At 68.2% G+C, this 21389-nt stretch carries 13 protein-coding genes; 11 read left to right on the top strand and 2 right to left on the bottom strand.

The window, feature by feature from the left end:
- Positions 1 to 22: 22 nt before the first annotated feature.
- Genes fabG1 through IC40_RS0115540 form a run of 3 tightly spaced genes read left to right on the top strand, consistent with a single transcriptional unit; the run spans position 23 to position 2725 of the window.
- Complete coding sequence (fabG1, locus tag IC40_RS0115550; protein WP_030135629.1) at positions 23 to 778, top strand: 3-oxoacyl-ACP reductase FabG1; 756 nt, start codon at positions 23 to 25, stop codon at positions 776 to 778.
- Between the two features lie 41 nt (positions 779 to 819).
- On the top strand, positions 820 to 1629 hold the full coding sequence (gene inhA, locus IC40_RS0115545; RefSeq protein ID WP_030135628.1) for an NADH-dependent enoyl-ACP reductase InhA: 810 nt from the start codon (positions 820 to 822) through the stop codon (positions 1627 to 1629).
- 16 nt (positions 1630 to 1645) lie between these two features.
- A complete protein-coding gene (locus IC40_RS0115540) occupies positions 1646 to 2725 on the top strand; it encodes a ferrochelatase (RefSeq protein ID WP_030135627.1) in 1080 nt (359 codons plus the stop codon).
- An 18-nt stretch (positions 2726 to 2743) separates the two neighbouring features.
- Here IC40_RS0115540 and IC40_RS0115535 read toward each other — a convergent pair whose 3' ends face one another.
- Complete coding sequence (locus IC40_RS0115535; RefSeq protein WP_030135626.1) at positions 2744 to 3592, bottom strand: Rv1486c family protein; 849 nt, start codon at positions 3590 to 3592, stop codon at positions 2744 to 2746.
- A 57-nt stretch (positions 3593 to 3649) separates the two neighbouring features.
- Here IC40_RS0115535 and IC40_RS0115530 point away from each other — a divergent pair, with 57 nt between their 5' ends.
- The 3 genes from IC40_RS0115530 (at position 3650) to IC40_RS0115520 (ending at position 6881) form a co-directional block, all read left to right on the top strand.
- The gene (locus tag IC40_RS0115530; protein WP_030135625.1) at positions 3650 to 4081 is read left to right on the top strand and encodes an NfeD family protein; all 432 of its coding nucleotides are present in this window, start codon (positions 3650 to 3652) and stop codon (positions 4079 to 4081) included.
- A gap of 67 nt (positions 4082 to 4148) precedes the next feature.
- Complete coding sequence (locus IC40_RS0115525) at positions 4149 to 5372, top strand: SPFH domain-containing protein (RefSeq protein WP_030135624.1); 1224 nt, start codon at positions 4149 to 4151, stop codon at positions 5370 to 5372.
- A gap of 138 nt (positions 5373 to 5510) precedes the next feature.
- Complete coding sequence (locus IC40_RS0115520; RefSeq protein WP_138158128.1) at positions 5511 to 6881, top strand: hypothetical protein; 1371 nt, start codon at positions 5511 to 5513, stop codon at positions 6879 to 6881.
- 1 nt (position 6882) lies between these two features.
- On the opposite strand, the gene IC40_RS0115515 is transcribed toward IC40_RS0115520, so the two are convergent.
- Positions 6883 to 7638, bottom strand: coding sequence for a TVP38/TMEM64 family protein (locus IC40_RS0115515; RefSeq protein ID WP_030135622.1), 756 nt, complete (start codon positions 7636 to 7638; stop codon positions 6883 to 6885).
- Positions 7639 to 7790: 152 nt separating this feature from the next.
- On the opposite strand from IC40_RS0115515, the gene mutA reads away from it, so the two are divergent.
- From mutA to pks2, 5 genes are all read left to right on the top strand, one after another.
- Positions 7791 to 9626 carry a methylmalonyl-CoA mutase small subunit gene (gene mutA / locus IC40_RS0115510; protein ID WP_030135621.1) on the top strand — a complete coding sequence of 612 codons (1836 nt, stop codon included), beginning with the start codon at positions 7791 to 7793 and terminating at the stop codon, positions 9624 to 9626.
- Between the two features lies 1 nt (position 9627).
- Positions 9628 to 11892, top strand: a complete 2265-nt coding sequence (gene scpA, locus IC40_RS0115505; RefSeq protein WP_030135620.1) for a methylmalonyl-CoA mutase — start codon at positions 9628 to 9630, stop codon at positions 11890 to 11892.
- Between the two features lies 1 nt (position 11893).
- Positions 11894 to 12880: a methylmalonyl Co-A mutase-associated GTPase MeaB gene (gene meaB / locus IC40_RS0115500; RefSeq protein ID WP_030135619.1), complete on the top strand. Its 987-nt coding sequence runs from the start codon at positions 11894 to 11896 to the stop codon at positions 12878 to 12880.
- Positions 12881 to 13003: 123 nt separating this feature from the next.
- Positions 13004 to 14308, top strand: a complete 1305-nt coding sequence (gene lipL / locus IC40_RS0115495) for an esterase/beta-lactamase LipL (protein WP_030135618.1) — start codon at positions 13004 to 13006, stop codon at positions 14306 to 14308.
- Positions 14309 to 15097: 789 nt separating this feature from the next.
- On the top strand, positions 15098 to 21382 hold the full coding sequence (gene pks2, locus IC40_RS0115490; RefSeq protein WP_030135617.1) for a sulfolipid-1 biosynthesis phthioceranic/hydroxyphthioceranic acid synthase: 6285 nt from the start codon (positions 15098 to 15100) through the stop codon (positions 21380 to 21382).
- Positions 21383 to 21389: the final 7 nt, after the last annotated feature.

Below are 21389 nucleotides of genomic sequence, written 5' to 3'. Positions count from 1 at the left end.
GTCAGGCACTAAGTTGAGCTTCATGAGTGAGAGCGCTGCTACCGAAGCGACCCCGGTCGGCCGTCCCCCATTCGTCTCCCGTTCGGTGCTGGTCACCGGCGGTAATCGCGGTATCGGTCTGGCCATCGCCCAGCGGCTGGCCGCCGACGGCCACAAGGTGGCCGTCACCCACCGCGGATCCGGTGCCCCCGACGGGTTGTTCGGTGTGGTCTGCGACGTGACCGACAACGACGCGATCGACCGGGCCTTCAAGGAGGTCGAGGAGCACCAGGGACCCGTCGAGGTGCTGGTGTCCAATGCCGGTATCTCCAAGGACGCGTTCCTGATGCGGATGACCGAGGAGCGTTTCACCGAGGTCATCAACGCCAACCTGACCGGCGCGTTCCGGGTCACCCAACGGGCGTCGCGCAGCATGCAGCGCAACCGTTTCGGTCGCATCATCTACATCGGCTCGGTATCGGGCATGTGGGGCATCGGCAACCAGGCCAACTACGCGGCCGCCAAGGCCGGCCTGATCGGGATGGCCCGGTCGATCTCGCGTGAGCTGTCCAAGGCCGGCGTGACGGCCAACGTCGTCGCCCCGGGCTATATCGACACCGAGATGACCCGCGCGCTCGACGAGCGCATCCAGGCCGGTGCATTGGAATTCATCCCCGCCAAGCGCGTCGGCACCGCCGCCGATGTCGCGGGAGCGGTCAGCTTCCTGGCGTCCGAGGACGCGGGATACATCGCCGGCGCGGTCATCCCCGTCGACGGCGGTATGGGAATGGGTCACTAGACCTACCGCCGCGGCAGCGCCACGAGAAAGGAAACCAGGACATGTCAGGACTTCTGCAAGGTAAGCGCATCCTCGTCACGGGGATCATCACCGACAGCTCGATCGCGTTCCACATCGCCAAGCAGGCCCAGGAGGCCGGCGCCGAACTGGTGCTGACCGGTTTCGACCGGATGAAGCTGATCCAGCGCATCGCCGACCGGCTGCCCAATCCGGCACCGCTGCTGGAACTCGATGTGCAGAACACCGAACACCTCGATTCGCTGGCCGGCCGGATCACCGAGGTGATCGGCGAGGGCAACAAACTCGACGGTGTGGTGCACTCGATCGGTTTCATGCCCCAGACCGGTATGGGCGTCAACCCGTTCTTCGACGCGCCCTACGAGGACGTCGCCAAGGGCATCCACATCTCGGCCTACTCGTATGCGTCGCTGGCCAAGGCCACCCTGCCCGTCATGAACAGCGGCGGCAGCATCGTGGGCATGGACTTCGACCCGACCCGCGCGATGCCCGCCTACAACTGGATGACGGTCGCCAAGAGCGCCCTGGAGTCGGTCAACCGGTTCGTCGCGCGGGAGGCGGGCCCGTTCGGCGTTCGCTCGAATCTTGTTGCCGCAGGCCCGATCCGGACGCTCGCGATGAGCGCCATCGTCGGTGGTGCGCTCGGCGCCGAGGCCGGTGACCAGATGCGGCTGCTCGAAGAGGGCTGGGACCAGCGTGCTCCCGTCGGCTGGAACATGAAGGATCCGACCCCGGTGGCCAAGACCGTCTGCGCCCTGCTCTCGGACTGGCTGCCGGCCACCACCGGGACCATCATCTACGCCGACGGCGGCGCCAGCACCCAGCTGTTGTAGGAAGGCGTGCAACCCCATGCACTTTGACGCGCTGCTGCTGTTGTCCTTTGGTGGACCGGAGGGGCACGATCAGGTGATGCCGTTCCTGGAGAACGTCACCCGCGGTCGCGGAATCCCGCCGGAGCGGCTGGCGGCGGTCGCCGAGCACTATCACCACTTCGGTGGGGTGTCGCCGATCAACGGCATCAACCGGGCGCTCATCGAGCAGATCGAGGGTGTGCTCGCCGATCAGGGACGAGACCTGCCGGTGTACTTCGGCAACCGCAACTGGGAGCCGTTCGTCGAAGACACCGTCAAGGCGATGCGCGACAACGGTATTCGCCGGGCGGCGGTGTTCTCGACGTCGGCGTGGGGTGGCTACTCGGGTTGCGCGCAGTACCAGGAGGACATCGCCAGGGCGCGGTCCGCGGTTCCGGCCGACGGTAGCGGTCCGGCACCCGAACTGGTCAAGTTGCGCCAGTACTTCGATCATCCGCTGTTCGTCGCGATGTTCGCCGACGCCATCGCCGACGCCGCCGAGAGCCTGCCCGCCGAGCGCCGCAGTGGTGCGCGGCTGGTGTTCACCGCACATTCCATTCCGTTGCGGGCCGCCAACCGGTGCGGTCAGGACCTCTATGAGCGGCAGGTCGGCTACGCGTCGCGGCTGGTGGCGGCCGCGGCCGGTTATGACGAGTTCGATCTGGTCTGGCAGTCCCGGTCGGGCCCGCCCCAGGTGCCGTGGCTGGAACCCGACGTCGGGGACCATCTGGAGGTGCTCGTCGAGCGCGGGGTAGATGCGGTGATCGTCTGCCCGATCGGTTTCGTCGCCGACCACATCGAGGTCATCTGGGATCTGGACAGCGAACTGGCCGAGCAGGCCGAGGCGGCGGGCGTGGCGCTGGCCCGGGCCACCACCCCGAACGCGCAGCGCCGCTTCGCCGAACTGGTCGTTGGCCTCATCGACGAGCTGCAGACCGAGCAGGCACCGGCCAGAGTCGTCGGACCAGAACCCGTTCCCGGTTACGGAAACAGCCTCAACGGGTCCTTCTGCACCCCGGCATGTGTCCCGGCTCCTGATCAGCCGGGGCGCCCCGGTGCGGCTCCGGCCGCCCGCTGAGCGGTACCGGGTCGGCGATCAGCGCCGCCAGGCCGAGTAGAGGATCGCGCTGATCGCGGCCAACCTGGCCGTGCGCACCACCGTGGCCAGCGGTCGTAATGTGTCCGAGGCGATCTGGACCTCCGAACTGGTCTGCAGCCCGATCGGGATCAGGCCCGAACTGGCCGTGATGATGGCATCGATATGCGCCGCGTTCTCCAGCACCCGCAGCGCCCGCTCGGGGGTGTGGTCGGGCAACCGGTGCAAGCGGGTCGCCTCAAGCAGCTGCTCGACCATGCCCCGCGGATCGTCGATATCGGCGACGCCGATGCCCGCGCTCAACGCGCTCAGTGCGTCGGCCGCCGAGCGCACCGCGGACCGCAGTGTGTACTCGGCCTCGCCGAGATCGTGATGTTCGAGTATCACGGGTGCGGGCACGGAATAGACCGTCCAAGCCAGCGATACCGGATCGGGTTCGTAATCGGGATCGTCGATGTCCTCGTAGGCGTACTCGGGCACCAGCCCGACAGATCGGCCGGGCTGGGTGCCGACGATGATGGCCTCGCCCATGGTGATCGCATCGCGCTGGAACTGGGTGTCCGGCGGGAGGCCGCGCACATCGCCGGGCACCGGCAGTATCAACGCCACCGCCGGGCTCCCGGTGGCGGGGCCGGCCGCCGTGCGCATCGTCTGTAGCAGCGACATGGTGCCGGAATGGTTGAGGTCCGGCCATGGAAGCCCGGTGTTGCCGGCCGCGACCGAATCGTAGGCGGTCACGGAATGCTTTGGCGCCCATTGCGATAACGCATCCAGCACATCGTCGGGGGCGGCAACGCCCGCAAGCCAGGCGTTGACCCATACCGTCAGCGAAGCACTCGGGCACCACATAGTTTCCGCAGTGTAGTTGTCGCCTGCCGGAACGGCCGGATTCGCTAGGCTGGGAACATGCCCGCATGGATTTGGCTGGTCGCGGCCCTGGGACTGGCAGGAGCAGAAGCCCTCACCGGTGACATGTTCCTGCTCATGCTCAGCGGCGGTGCGCTGGCCGCGGCCGGCGCGAGCTTCGCCTTCGACTGGCCGATCTGGGCCGACGGTGCGGTGTTCCTCGTCGTCTCGGTGCTGCTGCTGGCATTGGTGCGCCCGGCACTGAAACGCCGGATGCTGTCCGGTGTCGGTTTACCCGATCCGGCCAAGGCTTTGGAAGGTCGCGCCGCGCTGGTGCTGGCCCCGGTGTCGCGCGATGCCGGCCAGGTGAAGCTGGACGGCGAGGTGTGGACCGCGCGTCCGCTCAACGACAACGATGTGTTCGAAAGCGGGGACCAGGTGACCGTCGTGCACATCGACGGTGCCACCGCGGTGGTCTCCAAGATCGTCTAGACCGCAACACCCGGTTCAGGCCGCCACAATCGTCTGGATCGGAAAGTCGAACCCGGAGGGGGATGAGATGGACGGTGCGATAGCCGGATTGGTACTGCTGGCGGTGCTGGTGATCTTCGCGGTGATCATCGTCGCCAAATCGGTGGCGCTGATCCCACAGGCGGAGGCGGCGGTCATCGAACGCCTGGGCCGCTACAGCAAGACGGTATCGGGTCAGCTCACGCTGCTGCTGCCGTTCGTCGACAAGATCAGGGCACGGGTCGACCTTCGTGAGCGGGTGGTGTCCTTCCCGCCGCAGCCGGTGATCACCGAGGACAACCTGACCGTCAACATCGATACCGTCGTCTACTTCCAGGTCACCAACCCGCAGGCCGCTGTCTACCAGATCAGCAACTACATCGTCGGTGTCGAGCAGCTCACCACCACGACACTGCGCAATGTCGTCGGCGGGATGACGCTGGAACAGACGCTGACCTCGCGTGACTCGATCAACGGTCAGCTGCGCGGGGTGCTCGACGAGGCCACCGGCCGGTGGGGTCTGCGTGTCGCCCGCGTCGAACTGCGCAGCATCGACCCGCCGCCCTCGATCCAGGATTCGATGGAGAAGCAGATGCGCGCCGACCGCGAGAAGCGCGCCATGATCCTCACTGCCGAGGGCAGTCGCGAAGCGGCCATCAAGGCCGCCGAAGGCCAGAAGCAGGCACAGATCCTGGCCGCCGAGGGCGCCAAACAGGCCGCGATCCTGGCGGCCGAGGCCGACCGACAGTCCCGCATGCTGCGTGCCCAGGGCGAACGGGCCGCCGCCTATCTGCAGGCCCAGGGCCAGGCGAAGGCCATCGAGAAGACGTTCGCCGCGATCAAGAACGGCCGTCCCACCCCCGAGATGCTGGCCTACCAATATCTGCAGACCCTGCCGCAGATGGCCAAGGGCGAAGCCAACAAGGTGTGGTTGGTTCCCAGCGATTTCGGTTCGGCGCTGCAGGGCTTCACCAAGCTGCTCGGCGCGCCGGGGGAGGACGGCGTGTTCCGGTATACCCCGTCGCCGGTGGAGGACAGTCCCGCCAAGTCCGATGAGGAGGAGGCCGAGGAGATCGCCGACTGGTTCTCCACCGAGACCGATCCGGCCATCGCCCAGGCGGTTGCCAAGGCCGAGGCCGAAGCCCGAAATCCGGTGCCACCGCTGGGGGCTGCGTCGGTGAGCGCGCCGACGCCGTCGCCGGCACTCGGCGGAGCGCCGGTCGATGCTCCGTCGCCGCAGCCGCAGGAGGGTGCGCAGCATCGCGCACCATGACCGCACCCGGAGCCGATAGTTGACGCCCGCGTACAATTTTTGCTGCTTGAGGGCGGCATGCGTGGTCTAATGGCATATTGACTGGTTGCTGACGATGAAGCTGGCCCCGTGCCAATCAGAGGACGAAATGGCGGCGCTATGACGAGAGTGTGCGTACCCGGCGCACTGGGCGCATGCGTGCTGTCCGCGGCCTTGCTCATCGGTGGTCCGGCCGCCATCGCCATGGCCGACGACGGTCCCTCCGGCGGTGGCTCGGGAGGAACGTCCTCGGTGGGCTCGGGTGGTTCCACCGGAACCGCGCCGGCGCCCGGCACGCGCACCCAGACCGATTTCGGTTCGACGGTGCGGGATTCGATCCGCGACACGCTGCGCGATGTCCGCAACACCCTCGGCACGCTGGGTTCGCCCAACACTCGGCCGCAGCCGGGATCCGGGACCTCGGGCACCGATATCGAGCAGCAGAACGAGCTGATCCTGCATCCCGCCGAACCCGATGCGACCCCCGACGCGACCCCTGACGTCACCCCCGAGATCGCCATCGGGATCGTGGCCCCCACGGCCACCGATACCGTCGCCGCGTCGGTGCCGCCGCTCACGTCGGCGCCCCAGCCGACCAAGGATCCCGAACCGGCGCCGAGCCCGACCGCGGGTACGGCGCCGCTGTCCGGCGCACCGCAACCCAAGCCGACGCGGCCTGCCCGTCCGCTCCCGTTCGCCACCCTGCCCGACGCGGTCGCGACCTTCGGTAACACGATGACGACCGTGCTGGGCTCCACCCACGACACGGTCGCGGCGGTGCCGGCGTTGCTCGCCCTGTTGCCGACGTCGAAGGACCCGGTCGCCGACGTCATCTCCACCATGGAATCCATGCTGGGCTCGGTGAACACCTCGGTCAGCGCCATCATCGCCCTACCCGCCGACCTCAGCGCGCTGATGGGCGTGCCCGTCGTCACCAGTCCGGACGCCCCGCTGACGGACACGCCGCGGCCGGTCCGGATGGCACCCTCGACCGACCTGTCCGACATGATGCTGGCACCCGTGCAGGCTGCCGATCCGGCCGGGACACTACTCAACGAGATGCCGGCGCAACCATCGCTGCTCTCGTCTCCGACGACCGTCGCCCTGCGTACGGCCGCTCCTGCTGTCCCGATTCCCGTCGGGCTGCGCGGTATCGCCACCTCCTCGGCTCCGGACTCGTTCCTCGACCGCGCGGTGAGTGAGGTCCTGCTGCCGCTCTCACTGGCCGCGCTCGCGGCGGTGGCGCTGCCCGGTGTGGGCGGACTGCTGGTGATCCTGGGACTCGGCATCCGTATCGGTTACCGGCAGGCCAAGGCGGGATGGGCCGTCCACGTGGCAGGCTTCGGGCGTTTCGCCGGTGCGGGTCCGCTCGGTGTGGTGCGGTCCGGTTCGATGGTCGCGCTGCACATCCCGCGTGGAATCCGGAACAAGGCGGCGACCGGCAGCCCCGCGGTGGTGCGGTTCCTGGATCGCTCGGACAAGGCGGCCTGAGTCAACCGCTCTGCGGTGTGCTGCCCTCGACGGTGCTGTTCTCGCCGGGCTGTCGATCGCGATCGTGCTGCTGACGATGCGCCCGGATCTCGTAGACCAGACCAGCGATGCCGACGGCGGCGGTGCACGCCGAGACGAGGAACAGCAACGGGCTGACATTGCCCGTCAGCGCGTCGCCGAGGATGACCACGGCGGCGGTACCCGGGATGACCCCGACCAGTGTGGCCACCGCATAGGGCAGCAGCCGGACCGCGGACGCTCCGGCGGCATAGTTGAGCACCGCGAACGGCACGGCCGGGATCATCCGCATGGACAGCACCGTCACCCAGCCCCGTTCCCGCAGTCGCGCGTCGAGCGTGTCCACCCTGGGATGGCTCACCAGCCGGCTCAACTGCCACCCCGCCGCGCGCACCAGCACGACGGCGATCACGGCGCTCAGCGTGCTGGCCACCACCGCGAGGCCGATACCGAGCAACGGTCCGAACAACAGCCCGGCCGACAGTGTGAAAGCCGTTCGGGGAAAAGGGAACACCGTCATGACGGTATGGGCGGCGAAAAACGCGAGGGGAAACCACGGACCGGCGGCAGTGGCCCATTCGCGCATCTGCATGGCCGTCGGCAGTGGCACCAGCAGGGCGACTGCGACGAGAATCACAATGGTGGTGGCGATGCCGAGGACTCGCCGGCGCGGCAACTGGGCCGCGGTGCCCGCCACCGTGGCTGCGACCGTGCGCAGCGTGCTGACGACGGGTTTCACGTGTTCCAACCCTACGGGGCGCGGCGCAGTGACGGCGCCCACCACGGCCGCGCCATCCGGTGGCCGAGCCTGCCCACTGCACGAAGGGGTGGTAACGATCATTTAGCCTCATGGGGAGTTCACCCGCCCCACACTGCGAAAACAGGAGTCACATGTCCTCGAGCGTGATGGAATCGGACCGCGAGCGCTGGCGCTCCGGGGTGGCGGCCGTGCTGGCGAAGAGCCTGCGCCGAGAGGTGGCCGACCTACCCGAGGAGCCCGAGCGGCTACTCGACTCGCCCACTTACGACGGCTTCCCGGTGCGGCCTCTCTACACGAGTCTCGACGGACATCCCGAACCCGCGCTCCCGGGTGAGTGGCCTTTCGTCCGGGGCGGTGACGCGCACCGCGATGTGCTCAGCGGATGGAAGGTGGCCGAGGAGTTTCCGGCCGGGCAGGCCTCCGCCGCCGACGCCAACAACGCCGCTCTGCTGGCACTGACCGAGGGGGCCAGCGCCCTTGTGCTCAAGGTCGGCGGTCACGGTGTGGCCGCCGCAGATTTCGCCCAGTTGGTGCAGGGCATCTACCTGGACCTGGTCCCGGTGGTCATCGACGCCGGAGCCGATTACGCGGATGCCGTCGCCGCGCTGCTCCCGCTGCTGGCAGACTTCGACGACGACCAGAATTCGCGCCTGTCGGTCGATCTGGGCGCCGACCCGTTGACCGCCCCACTGAGCGGGCGGGCCGCACCGGATCTCGCCGAAGTGGTGTCGGTGGCCACCGGAATCGCCGGCAGACGGGGCGTCCGGGCGATCACGGTGGATGGTCCCGCACTGCACAATCTCGGTGCCAGCGCCGTGTGGGAGCTGGCCGCCGTGGTGGCCGCCGGGGTCGAGTATCTGCGGGCGCTCGTTGCCGCGGGCCTCGGCCCGGCGCAGGCACTGGGACAGATCAGCCTCCGGCTTGCTGCCGATGACGATCAGTTCACCACGATCGCCAAGCTGCGCGCGGTGCGCCGGTTGTGGGCACGGGTGGCCGAGGTGGTCGGTGCTCCCGACGCCGGAGCGGTCACCGTGCACGCGGTGACCTCGGCGGCGATGATGAGCCAGCGCGACCCGTGGGTGAACATGCTGCGCACGACGTTGGCGGCGTTCGGTGCCGGTGTCGGCGGTGCCGACACCGTGCTGGTCCAGCCCTTCGACGCCGCGATCCCCGGCGGGCTGCCGGGAACGGCGACGAGCTTCACCCGACGGATGGCGCGTAACACCCAACTGCTGCTGCTCGAAGAATCGCACCTGGGCAAGGTGCTCGACCCTGGTGCGGGCTCGTGGTTCGTCGAGGACCTGACCGTCCAGCTGGCCGAACATGCCTGGGCGCACTTCCAAGACCTGGAGAGCCGCGGCGGGCTCACGGCCGCGCGCGACCACCTCGGCGAACAGATCGCCGCAGTGCGCGAGCAGCGCGCCGCGGACATCGCGCACCGCCGGACCTCACTGACCGGTGTGAACGAGTTCCCCAACCTGGCCGAAAAGCCGCTACCGGCCGGGTCGCGTACCGAGGAGTCTGCCCAGATCTACCGCTACGCCGCGGAATTCGAGGCGCTGCGGGACCGGTCCGATGCCTATCTTGCCGAGCACGGGACCCGGCCGCAGGCGGTGTTGCTACCGGTGGGACCGTTGGCCGAGCACAACATCCGCACGACCTTCGCGGCCAACCTGTTGGCCTCCGGTGGCATCGAGGCGGTCAACCCGGGCACCGTGGATCCCGCCGGGGTCGCCGCCGCTGTCGGCACACACAATGTGGCCGTCATCTGCGGTACGGACGCCCGCTACGGCACCGAGGTCTCCGATATCGCGGCGGCCGCGCGCGCGGCCGGGATCACCCATCTCTACCTGGCCGGACCGGAGAAAGCGGTGGCCGAGGCGACCGAAAAGCCCGACGAGTACCTCACCGCCAAGATCAACGCCGTCGAGGCCCTCTCGACCCTGCTCACCCGATTGGGAGCGTGACATGACTGCAACGGAGAAGACCGAAACGTCGGCCATCGGTAGCTTCGCCGATGTCCCGCTGCAGGGGGACACCGCGCCGACCGCCGCCACGGCCGACGGTGTCGCCGAGCTGGCCGCCGGAGCCGCCGCGGCGCACGGTTACACCCCCGAACAACTGGTGTGGGCGACGCCGGAAGGCATCGACGTCAAACCGGTCTACATCGCCGCCGACCGCGACGCGGCCGCTGCCGCCGGCTACCCGGTCGACAGCTTCCCGGGCGACCCGCCGTTCATCCGGGGGCCCTATCCGACGATGTACGTCAACCAGCCGTGGACGATCCGTCAGTACGCCGGGTTCTCCACCGCTGCCGAATCCAACGCCTTCTACCGACGCAACCTGGCCGCCGGTCAGAAGGGCCTCTCGGTCGCCTTCGATCTGGCCACCCACCGCGGTTACGACTCCGACCACCCGCGGGTGGCCGGCGACGTCGGTATGGCGGGTGTGGCCATCGATTCGATCCTGGACATGCGCCAGCTCTTCGACGGTATCGACCTGGGCAGCGTGTCGGTCTCGATGACGATGAACGGTGCGGTGCTGCCGATCCTGGCGCTTTATGTGGTCGCCGCCGAGGAGCAGGGCGTGCCGCCGGAGAAGTTGGCCGGGACCATCCAGAACGACATCCTCAAAGAGTTCATGGTCCGCAACACCTACATCTACCCGCCCAAACCGTCGATGCGGATCATCTCCGACATCTTCGGCTACACCAGCGCCAAGATGCCGAAATTCAACAGCATCTCCATTTCGGGTTACCACATCCAGGAAGCCGGGGCGACGGCCGATCTGGAGCTGGCCTACACGCTGGCCGATGGCGTCGAATACATCAAGGCCGGCCTGGACGCCGGGCTGGACATCGACAAGTTCGCCCCGCGGTTGTCGTTCTTCTGGGGCATCGGGATGAACTTCTTCATGGAGGTGGCCAAGCTGCGTGCGGGGCGGCTGCTGTGGAGTGAGCTGGTCTCGCAGTTCGATCCGAAGAGCTCGAAATCGCTGTCCCTGCGCACCCATTCGCAGACCTCGGGCTGGTCGCTGACCGCGCAGGACGTGTTCAACAATGTCGCGCGCACCTGCGTGGAGGCCATGGCCGCCACCCAGGGCCACACCCAGTCGCTGCATACCAATGCCCTCGACGAGGCGCTGGCGCTGCCGACCGATTTCTCCGCCCGGATCGCCCGCAACACCCAGCTGCTGCTGCAGCAGGAGTCGGGGACCACCCGGCCGATCGATCCGTGGGGTGGTTCGTACTACGTCGAGTGGTTGACACATCAGCTCGCCGAACGCGCCAGGGCGCACATCAAGGAGGTCGCCGAATACGGCGGCATGGCCCAGGCCATCGACGCCGGCATCCCCAAGATGCGGATCGAAGAGGCCGCCGCGCGTACCCAGGCCCGCATCGACTCCGGTGTGCAGGCACTGATCGGTGTGAACAAGTACCAGGTTGCCGAGGACCAGGAGATCGAGGTCCTCAAGGTCGAGAACAGCCGGGTGCGCGCCGAACAGCTCGCCAAACTGGAGCGCCTTCGTTCGGAAAGAGATGAGCACGCAACACAGTCCGCGCTTGCCGAATTGACCCGGGCCGCGGGGGAGAACGTCTCGACCGGGGAGGATGGACTGGGCAACAACCTGATGGCGCTGGCCATCAACGCCGCCCGCGCCCACGCCACGGTCGGGGAGATCTCCGATGCGCTGGAGAAGGTGTACGGCCGTCATGTCGCCGAGATCCGCACCATCTCCGGTGTGTATCGCGATGAGGTCGGGAAGGCTGGCAACGTGAGTACCGCGACGGATCTGGTGGAACGTTTCGCCGAGGCCGACGGACGGCGTCCGCGCATCCTGGTTGCCAAGATGGGCCAGGATGGACACGACCGCGGGCAGAAGGTGATCGCGACGGCATTCGCCGATATCGGCTTCGATGTGGACGTCGGTTCGCTGTTCTCCACCCCGGACGAGGTGGCGCGCCAGGCCGCCGACAACGACGTGCACGTCGTCGGGGTGTCCTCGCTGGCCGCCGGTCACCTGACACTGGTCCCCGCATTACGCGACGCGCTGGCCGAGGTCGGTCGCCCGGACATCATGGTCGTGGTGGGCGGGGTCATCCCCCCCGGCGACTTCGACGAGTTGTATGCCGCTGGGGCAACCGCGATCTTCCCGCCGGGAACCGTCATCGCCGACGCAGCGATCGGCCTGCTGCACAAGCTGGCCGAGCGACTCGGGTACAGCCTGGCGTGATATGAGCCGCCCGGACCTCGCGCCCGCAGAGCTGGCGTCGGCACTGCGCAGTGGGGATCGCGCGGCGTTGGCCCGCGCGATCACCCTTGTCGAATCGACACGCACCGACCACCGGCAGCGGGCACAGGAGCTGCTGCTGGAACTGATGCCGGATGCGGGCAGCGCCATCCATGTGGGCATCACCGGTGTCCCCGGGGTCGGCAAGTCGACGACGATCGAGGCGTTGGGCATGCACCTGATCGAGGCCGGGCATCGGGTGGCGGTGCTGGCCGTCGATCCGTCCTCGACGCGCACGGGCGGGTCGATCCTCGGGGACAAGACCCGGATGGCGAACTTGGCCGTCCACCCCGACGCCTACATCCGGCCCTCGCCGACATCGGGAACCCTCGGTGGGGTGGCCCGGGCCACCCGCGAGACCATCGTGCTGCTGGAGGCGGCCGGCTTCGACGTGATCCTCGTCGAGACCGTCGGGGTGGGCCAGTCCGAGGTGACGGTGTCGGACATGGTGGACACCTTCGTGTTCCTGACCCTTGCCCGGACCGGAGATCAGTTGCAGGGCATCAAGAAGGGCGTCCTGGAACTGGCCGACATCGTGGTGGTCAACAAGGCCGATGGTCCGCATGCCGTGGAGGCGCGGGCCGCCGCGCGTGAGCTGACCGGTGCGTTGCGATTGATCTATCCGCGCGAAACCCTGTGGCGGCCACCGGTTCTCACCATGAGTGCGTTGACGGGCGACGGGCTGGCGCAATTGTGGCAGACCGTCGAGGAGCATCGGCGGGTGCTGACCGAGGCGGGGGAGTTCGAGTCGCGCCGACGCACCCAGCAGGTGAACTGGACCTGGTCGATGGTCCGCGACACAGTGTTGGACCGGGTGCTGAGCAACCCGGAGGTCAAACGGATCCGCGCCGATGTCGAGCGGCAGGTGCGCGACGGCGAGCTGACCGCGGCCCTTGCGGCCCAGCGCATCCTCGACGCTGCCGACCAGTAGCCGACCGAGATGGCCGGAAAGGTATGGCTGGCGGGTTGGTGCTTTTCGGCAAACCCCGACGTCCTCACGGTTAGGTAACAGCCCTCGATAGTTAGCCAGCCGGCGGAGTACATTGGGGCGACTGTGACCTACGCAATAGATGGCGAGCGCAACGACGCGTCCGCCGAGCAGACGGGAAGCACCCGCGCCGGAGTCCTACCGCGCGGCGTGCGCGGTGCCGCCGATCCCAGCTTTGCGCTGGCGGTGCAGGCCTTCTCCCGACTGTTCGGTCCGCGCCGGTTCGGTGGCGGCGCGCTGACGGTGTACCTGGATGGGGTGCCCGTCGTCGATGTCTGGACCGGCTGGGCCGATCGCTCGGGCCGGCGACGCTGGTCGGCCGACACCGGCGCCATGGTCTTCTCCGCGACCAAGGGGTTGGCTTCCACCGTCATCCACCGGCTGGTGGACCGCGGGCTCATCGACTATGAGGCCCCGGTCGCCGAGTACTGGCCGGAATTCGGTGCCAGGGGCAAGGGTGCGATCACCGTCCGCGAGGTCATGCGGCACCGAGCCGGTCTTTCCCAGCTCAACGGTGTCTCCAGGGCAGATCTGCTCGACCATGTCCGGATGGAGGAGCGCATCGCCGCTGCCTCGCCCGGGTTGTTGCGCGGTCGGCCCGCCTACCATGCCCTGACCTACGGCTGGCTGGTCTCGGGCCTGGCCCGCTCCGTCACCGGGCTCGGCATGCGCGAGCTATTCCGGACCGAGCTGGCACGTCCACTCGATGTCGACGGTATCCACCTGGGTCGGCCGCCCTTCTCGGCGCCGACCCAACCAGCGCAGATCATCGGTCCGCAGCGGCATCTGCAGAACCCGATCGTCAATCTGCTCACCCCGCGGCTGGCCGCGCTCCCGATCTCGGGAGGCCTCGGCGCGCTCTACTTCCCCGGCATGAAGTCCATGGTGCAGGGGGACACCCCGCTGTTGGACAGCGAGATGGCATCGGCCAATGGGGTGGCGACCGCTCGTGGTCTGGCACGGGTCTACGGCGCGATCGCCAATGGCGGTGAGATCGACGGCGGCCGATTCCTGTCGAGTGCGGTGGTGGCGGGCTTGACCGGGCGGCGGAGCCTGCATCCCGACGGGTCCCTCGGGATGCCGATGTCCTTTCACCTCGGCTACCACGGACTGCCGATCCCGGGTGTGCTCCCCGGATTCGGTCACGTCGGGCTGGGCGGCTCGTTGGGCTGGGCCGACCCGGCCGCCGGACTGGCGTTCGGCTATGTGCACAACCGGCTGCTGACCCCGCTGGTGCTGGCAGATCAAGCCGGGTTCGCGGCGATGGCCGCGCTCATCCGCCGGGGCGCGGCGCGCGCCAGGCAACGCGGATTCGGCGCGGTTCCCCGGTTCGGTGCGGGATCCGCAGGACGGGCCGCGGCGGCTGTCTGATCGCATCATCCGATCTTGGTTTCGGTAACCCGAAGTTTTGCTTGCCGCGCCGATCATCACGCGATACCGCGGGTAACACGATATTGCTGGTGACCTCGGCAGTTGGCTGGATGAATGGATATACGGCGCTCTGCAAGGGCATTTTGTCGCAGTCGCAAGCCCGTCCCGGCCCCATTCCCGACGTGCGGATTCCGTTACTCAGTCAAATGTTGCCAACCCATCTGGCGAACTAGTCGGAATGCGCGTCGCTGCGTCCTGGAGTCCTCGCCCTCGGTGCACCAGTGGGGTGATTGTTACACCTGTTTACTCAGCTCGTGGGCGGTGAGCGGGTCGTTAGCGCCGACAGTCGGCAGCCGGTTCACAGGATCGGAGCGTATGCCGGTCTCCGATGCGGTAGGTCCAAATAGTTTGCTGGCTGATTGGTTGGCTAATCCATCGCTTGACAAAGTGACTCGGATCACATTTACTTGGACGTCAATATGAAGGTCGATCCGCAGGTGAAGAGCTCGATGCGCAGTTGCTGGAATCACAAGACGTAGCTGGTGTAGCCTGCGCAACGGCGCTCTTGACGCTGTAGAGTTCGCAGTGGATTTGCTCGATTTTTAACGCCGTCGTCAACGGGGACGACTACGCTCCGACTCGGGAACGAGTTGCAGCGAGGTCCGGAGAGGGTGAGGAAGAGTGCGCAACGGTTTCAAGCGCCTGTCGGACCGGCAGCCCGGTTGATCCGACCGTAGCCAGCGCGCCCACTCAGTCTCGTACTACCCGTTTGGAAGAGGTTTGAACTTCGTGGTTGATACACCTGTCACAACGGTCGCCGTCATCGGGATGGCGTGCCGGTTGCCTGGCGGAATCGACTCACCTGACCGTATGTGGCAGGCGTTGCTCGGTGGGGAGGACCACGTCACGGTCATCCCGGCGGACCGCTGGGATGCCGACGAGTTCTACGACCCCGAGCCCGGCGTGCCCGGACGCTCGGTCTCCAAGTGGGGAGCCTTCCTCGACGATGTGGCCGGTTTCGACGCCGACTTCTTCGGTATCAGCGACCGCGAGGCCACCGCTGTCGACCCGCAGCACCGCCTGCTGCTGGAGACCGCATGGGAGGCCATCGAGCACGCGGGCATCGACCCCGCCACCCTGCAGGGATCGCGTACCGGTGTGTTCATGGGTCTCACCCACGGCGACTACCAGCTGCTGGCCGCCGACGCGCACTCGATCGAGGGCCCCTACGGCTTCACCGGTAACAACTTCAGCATGGCCTCGGGCCGCATCGCCTACCACCTCGGCGTGCACGGACCGGCGTACTCGGTGGACTCCGCGTGCTCATCGGGTCTGCTCGCGCTGCACCTCGGATGCCGCAGCCTGCACGACGGAGACAGCGACCTGGTGCTCGCCGGTGGCGTGAATCTCGTCCTGGAGCCCCGCAAGCTGTCTTCGGGATCCGCGCAGGGCATGCTCTCGCCGACCGGTCAGTGCCACGCCTTCGACGCGGCCGCCGACGGTTTCGTCCCCGGCGAGGCCACCGGCGTCGTGCTGCTCAAGCGCCTCGCCGATGCCGAGCGCGACGGTGATCGCATCCTCGCCGTCGTGCGGGGCAGCGCGGTCAACCAGGATGGTCACACCGTCAACATCGCCACCCCGTCACGCGATGCCCAGGTGGCCGTCTACCGTGCGGCCCTGGAGTCCGGCGGTATCGACCCGACCACCGTCGGCATGATCGAGGCACACGGCACCGGAACACCGGTCGGTGACCCGATCGAGTTCTCCGGCCTCGCCGCCGTGTACGGCACCGCAGGCCCCGTCGCGTTGGGTTCGTCGAAGACGAACTTCGGCCATGCCCAGTCCGCCGCGGGCACCATCGGGATCATCAAGAGCGTGCTGGCGCTGCAGCACGCGACCGTGCCGCCGAACGCCAACTTCAACCGGCTCCCCGACGAGCTCGCCAAGATCAAGACCGATCTCTTCGTCCCCGCCGAGGTGACGCCGTGGCCGATCACCGACCAACCGCGCCGCGCCGCGGTCTCGGCATACGGACTGTCCGGAACGAACGTGCACGCCGTGCTCGAAGAGGCACCCGCTGTGCCGCCCGTCGCCACCGAGAACGTCGCCACCGAGAACGTCGCCACCGGTCACATCTTCGCGCTGTCCTCGACCTCGGCCGAGGAACTGCGTCGCACCGCCGGCCGACTTGCCGACTGGGTCACCGCCCAGGGCGATGACCTCGACCTGCACGACCTCGCCTACACGCTGGCCAGGCGCCGTGCGCACCGGCCGGTGCGCACCGCGGTGCTCGCCGATGACCGCGCCGGGCTGATCGCAGCGCTGCGCGAGGTCGCCGAGGGCGAGACGCCGTACCAGCGGGCCGTCGGCGACGGTGAACGCGGTCCGGTGTGGGTGTTCTCGGGTCAGGGCTCGCAGTGGGCCCGCATGGGTGCCGGCCTGCTCGACGGTGAGCCGGCATTCGCCGCCGCGATTGCCGAACTCGAGCCGCTGATCGCCGCGGAGTCCGGTTTCTCGGTCACCGAGGAGTTGACGTCCGCGCAGACGGTCACCGGCATCGACAAGGTGCAGCCGACCGTGTTCGCGGTCCAGGTGGGCCTCGCCGCCACCCTGAAGGCCTACGGGGTGACGCCCGGAGCGGTGATCGGCCATTCGATGGGTGAGGTCGCCGCATCGGTGGTCTCCGGCGTGCTGACCCTCGCCGACGGCGTCAAGGTGATCTGCCGGCGCTCCAAGCTGATGGCCACGATCGCCGGATCCGGTGCGATGGCCTCGGTCGAACTGCCCGCCCAGCAGGTGCTCTCCGAGCTCGCGGCGCGCGGTATCAACGATGTCGTGTTGTCGGTGGTGGCCTCGCCGCGTTCGACCGTCGTCGGTGGTGCCAAGGAGTCGGTGCGCGAGCTGATCGCCGAATGGGAGAGCCGCGATGTGATGGCCCGCGAGGTTGCCGTCGACGTGGCCTCGCACTCACCCCAGGTCGATCCGATCCTCGACGATCTCGCCGACGCGCTGGAGGACCTCGACCCGTCCGAGCCCGAGGTCGATTACTACTCGGCAACCCTGTACGACCCGCGTGACATCGCCGATTTCGACGCCGACTACTGGGTCGACAACCTGCGCCACGCGGTGCGGTTCGCCGCGGCCGTGCAGGCCGCCCTCGAGGACGGGTACCGCGTCTTCACCGAGCTGTCACCGCACCCGCTGCTCACCCATGCGGTCGACCAGACCGCCACCAGCCTGGACATCGCGCACGCGGCGCTGGCCAGTGTGCGGCGCGAGCAGGAGCTGCCGCACGGACTGCGGACCGTCCTCGCCGATCTGCACAATGCCGGCGCGCGGGTCGACTTCTCCGTGCTCTACCCGGCCGGCAACCTCGTCGACGCGCCACTGCCGACGTGGACCCATCGCGAGCTGATCCTGGTGCGCGACCCGCTGGAACTGGCACCCGGTGGCGCCACGCTGGCGGTGCATCCGCTCCTGGGCGCGCACGTCCGGTTGCCCGAGGAGCCCGAACGGCACGCCTGGCAGGCCGATGTCGGCACCGAGATCCAGCCGTGGCTGGGGGATCATCAGGTGCACAACGTGGCGGCGCTGCCGGGTGCGGCGTACTGCGAGATGGCGCTGGCCGCCGCCCGTAACGTCCTCGGCGACGAGTCCGAGGTGCGCGATATCAGCTTCGACCAACTCCTGTTGCTGCAAGAGAGCACCGAGGTGACCGCCGCCGCGAGCGTGACCGGCGAGGGATCGGCCGATTTCGTCGTCGAGACCTACCTGGAGGGCGAACAGGTCAAGCGGGCCTCGGCCACGCTGCGGACCGCCGATGCCGACAGCGCTCCCACCGCGGTCGACATCGAGGGTGCGCTGGCCGCCCACACCGTGCGCGTCGACGGTGCCGAGATGCGGGCCTGGTACAACCAGCGCGGTATCCAGTACGGACCCGCGTTCGCCGGGTTGGTCGCCGTCTATGTCAACGACGGATCCGACGTGCAATCCGACTCGGTGCTCGCCGAGGTGGCGCTGCCGGGGTCGATCCGGTCCCAGCAGGGCGCCTACGGGGTGCACCCGGCGCTGCTGGACGCCTGCTTCCAGGCCGTCGGCGCACACCCCGCGCTGCGCAGCGATACCACCGGCACCCTGATGCTCCCGCTGGGAGTGCGCCGGATGCGCGCATTCGCTTCCACCCGCAACGCGCACTACTGCCACGTCAGGATCATCGGTATCACCGCCAACGCCGTCGAGGTCGACCTCGACCTGCTCGACGAGGCGGGCAGCGTCCTGCTGGCCGTCGGCGGGCTGCGGCTGGGCACTGGCGTATCCGACAGCGGACAGCGTGAGCGCACCTTCAACGACCGGTTGCTCACCATCGAATGGCGTCAGCAGGAACTGCCCGAGGTCGATTACCACGGCGGCGGTCGCTGGCTGCTGATCAGCACCTCCGATGCAGCCGACCTGCTGGCCACCAGGCTTGCCGACGCGCTCAAGACCCACGATGTCGACGTCACGACCATGGTGTGGCCGCAGCACTCCGATCACGACACCCACGCCGCCCGCCTGCGTGAGCAGCTGGAGGCGCAGTCGTTCGGCCACGTTCTGGTGGTGACCCCGCCGCGGCACGGGGTGGCCGACGAGCAGTCCGGTGTGCGGGGCGGCGACAACGTCCGGCACCTGGTCAAGATCGTCCGCGAGCTCCCGGAGACGCCGGGCGAGGCGCCTCGGCTGCACGTGCTGACCCGCAACGCCCAGACGGTGCTCCCGGAGGATTCGGCGAACCTTGACGAGGCCGGTCTGCGCGGGCTCATCCGCGTGATCGGTACCGAGTACCCGCAGCTCAAGACCGCTCAGATCGACGTCGACGACTACACCGACGCCACCCAGATCGCCGCACAGCTGCTGTCCGGTTCCGACGAGGACGAGACCGCCTGGCGGTCCAGCCTGTGGTACGTGGCCCGGCTGACACCCGGCGCGCTGCGGCCCGAGGACCGGCGCACGACGGTGGTCAATCCGGCCCGCGAGGGGATGCGTCTGCAGATCCGCACACCGGGGGATATCCAGTCCCTCGAGCTGGCGGCCTTCGAGCGGGTGGCCCCGGGACCCGGTCAGATCGAGGTCTCGGTCACCGCGTCGAACCTGAACTTCGCCGATGTGCTGGTGGCCTTCGGGCGTTACCCGTCCTTCGAGGGCCGGTTGCCCAAGCTGGGCGCCGATTTCGCCGGTGTCGTCACCGCGGTCGGTCCGGGGGTGACCGGGCACAAGGTCGGTGACCGCGTCGGTGGTATCTCCGCCGACGGGGCCTGGGCCACCTTCGTGACCTGTGATGCCAACCTGGCCGTCACACTGCCGCCGGGGTTGCCCACCAACCGCGCCGCCGCCGTGCCGAGTGCCCACGCGACCGCGTGGTACAGCCTGCACGATCTGGCCCGCATCAGCGCCGGGGACAAGGTGCTGATCCACTCGGCCACGGGTGGTGTCGGCCAGGCGGCCGTCGCCATCGCGCGAGCCGCTGGGGCGGAGATCTTCGCCACCGCGGGTAGCGAGGCCCGTCGTGAGCTGCTGCGGGGCATGGGTATCGAGCATGTCTACGATTCGCGCAGCACCGCGTTCGCCGACCAGATCCGCGCGGACACCGACGGCTACGGGGTCGATATCGTGCTCAACTCGCTGACCGGGGCCGCCCAGAAGGCTGGCCTGGAGCTGTTGTCGTTCGGCGGCCGGTTCGTCGAGATCGGCAAGCGCGACATCTACGGCGACACCCGGATGGGACTGTTCCCGTTCCGTCGCAACCTGTCGTTCTACGCCGTCGACCTGGCGCTGTTGTCGCTGACCGACTCCGACACGCTGCGTCGGCTGCTGGAGGTCTGCTACCAGCAGATCGCCGACGGGGTGCTCCCGCTGCCGGAGACCACCCATTATCCGCTGCAGGACGGTGCCACGGCGATTCGTGTCATGGGTGCCGCCGAGCACACCGGCAAGCTCGTCCTGGACATCCCGCACGGAGGCCAGATCGACGCCGTGGTGCCGCCCGGAGAGTTCCGGGTGTTCCGCTCCGATTCCGCATACATCGTCACCGGCGGCCTCACCGGTCTCGGACTTTTCCTCGCCGAGAAGTTGGCCGAGTCCGGTGCGGGACGCATCGTGCTCAATGGCCGGTCCGCACCGTCGGAGGCGGCCACCGAGGTCATCGACCGGATTCGCCGCGGCGGGACCGAGGTCGAGGTGCAGCGCGGGGATATCGCCGATCCCGAGACCGCCGACCGGCTGGTCGAGGCGGCGTGTGCGACCGGGTTGCCGCTGCGCGGTGTGCTGCACGGCGCAGCGGTCATCGAGGATGCGGTGCTGGCCAACATCACCGACGAACTGATCGAACGTGACTGGGCGCCAAAGGTTTACGGTGCGCTGAACTTGCATCGTGCGACGGCCAAGCAGACCTTGGACTGGTTCTGTGTGTTCTCGTCGGCGGCCGCGCTGGTCGGTTCGCCCGGCCAGGGCGCTTATGCCGCGGCCAACAGCTGGCTCGATGCCTTCACCCACTGGCGTCGCGGTCAGGGTCTGCCCGCGACATCGATCGCCTGGGGGCCCTGGTCGCAGATCGGTGCGGGCACGGCGCTGGCCGATTCGGGGGAGGCCGGGATCGATCCGGAGGAAGGCGCCTACGCGTTCGAGACGCTACTTCGCCACGATAGGCCTTACAGTGGTTATGCACCCGTGGTCGGCACCCCGTGGCTGGCGGCGTTCGCGCAGAGCAGCAAGTTCGCCGAAGCGTTCCAGTCGACGGGTCAGCGCAGTACCGGCAGCGCCTTCCTCGCGGAGCTGCACGAACTGCCGCGTGACGAGTGGCCGGCCCGGATGCGCCGCATGATCTCCGAGCAGATCAGCCTGATCTTGCGGCGGTCGGTGGATCCCGACCGGCCGCTTGCGGAGTACGGGCTGGACTCGCTGGGCACGCTCGAAGTACGGACCCGCATCGAGGCGGAGACAGGTATACGTATCGGATCCACAGATATTTCGACCATTCGGGTGCTCGCCGACCGTCTGTGTGACGTTCTTGCCCCCGAAGAAGTATCGGTTCCGTCATGATCGAAGG

The organism is Mycolicibacterium neoaurum ATCC 25795, assembly GCF_000691525.1.
In the GTDB taxonomy this organism is placed as follows: Bacteria; Actinomycetota; Actinomycetes; order Mycobacteriales; family Mycobacteriaceae; genus Mycobacterium; species Mycobacterium neoaurum.
The sequence above is the reverse complement of the archived record's forward strand: the minus strand, read 5'-3'. Positions and strand labels throughout refer to the sequence as shown.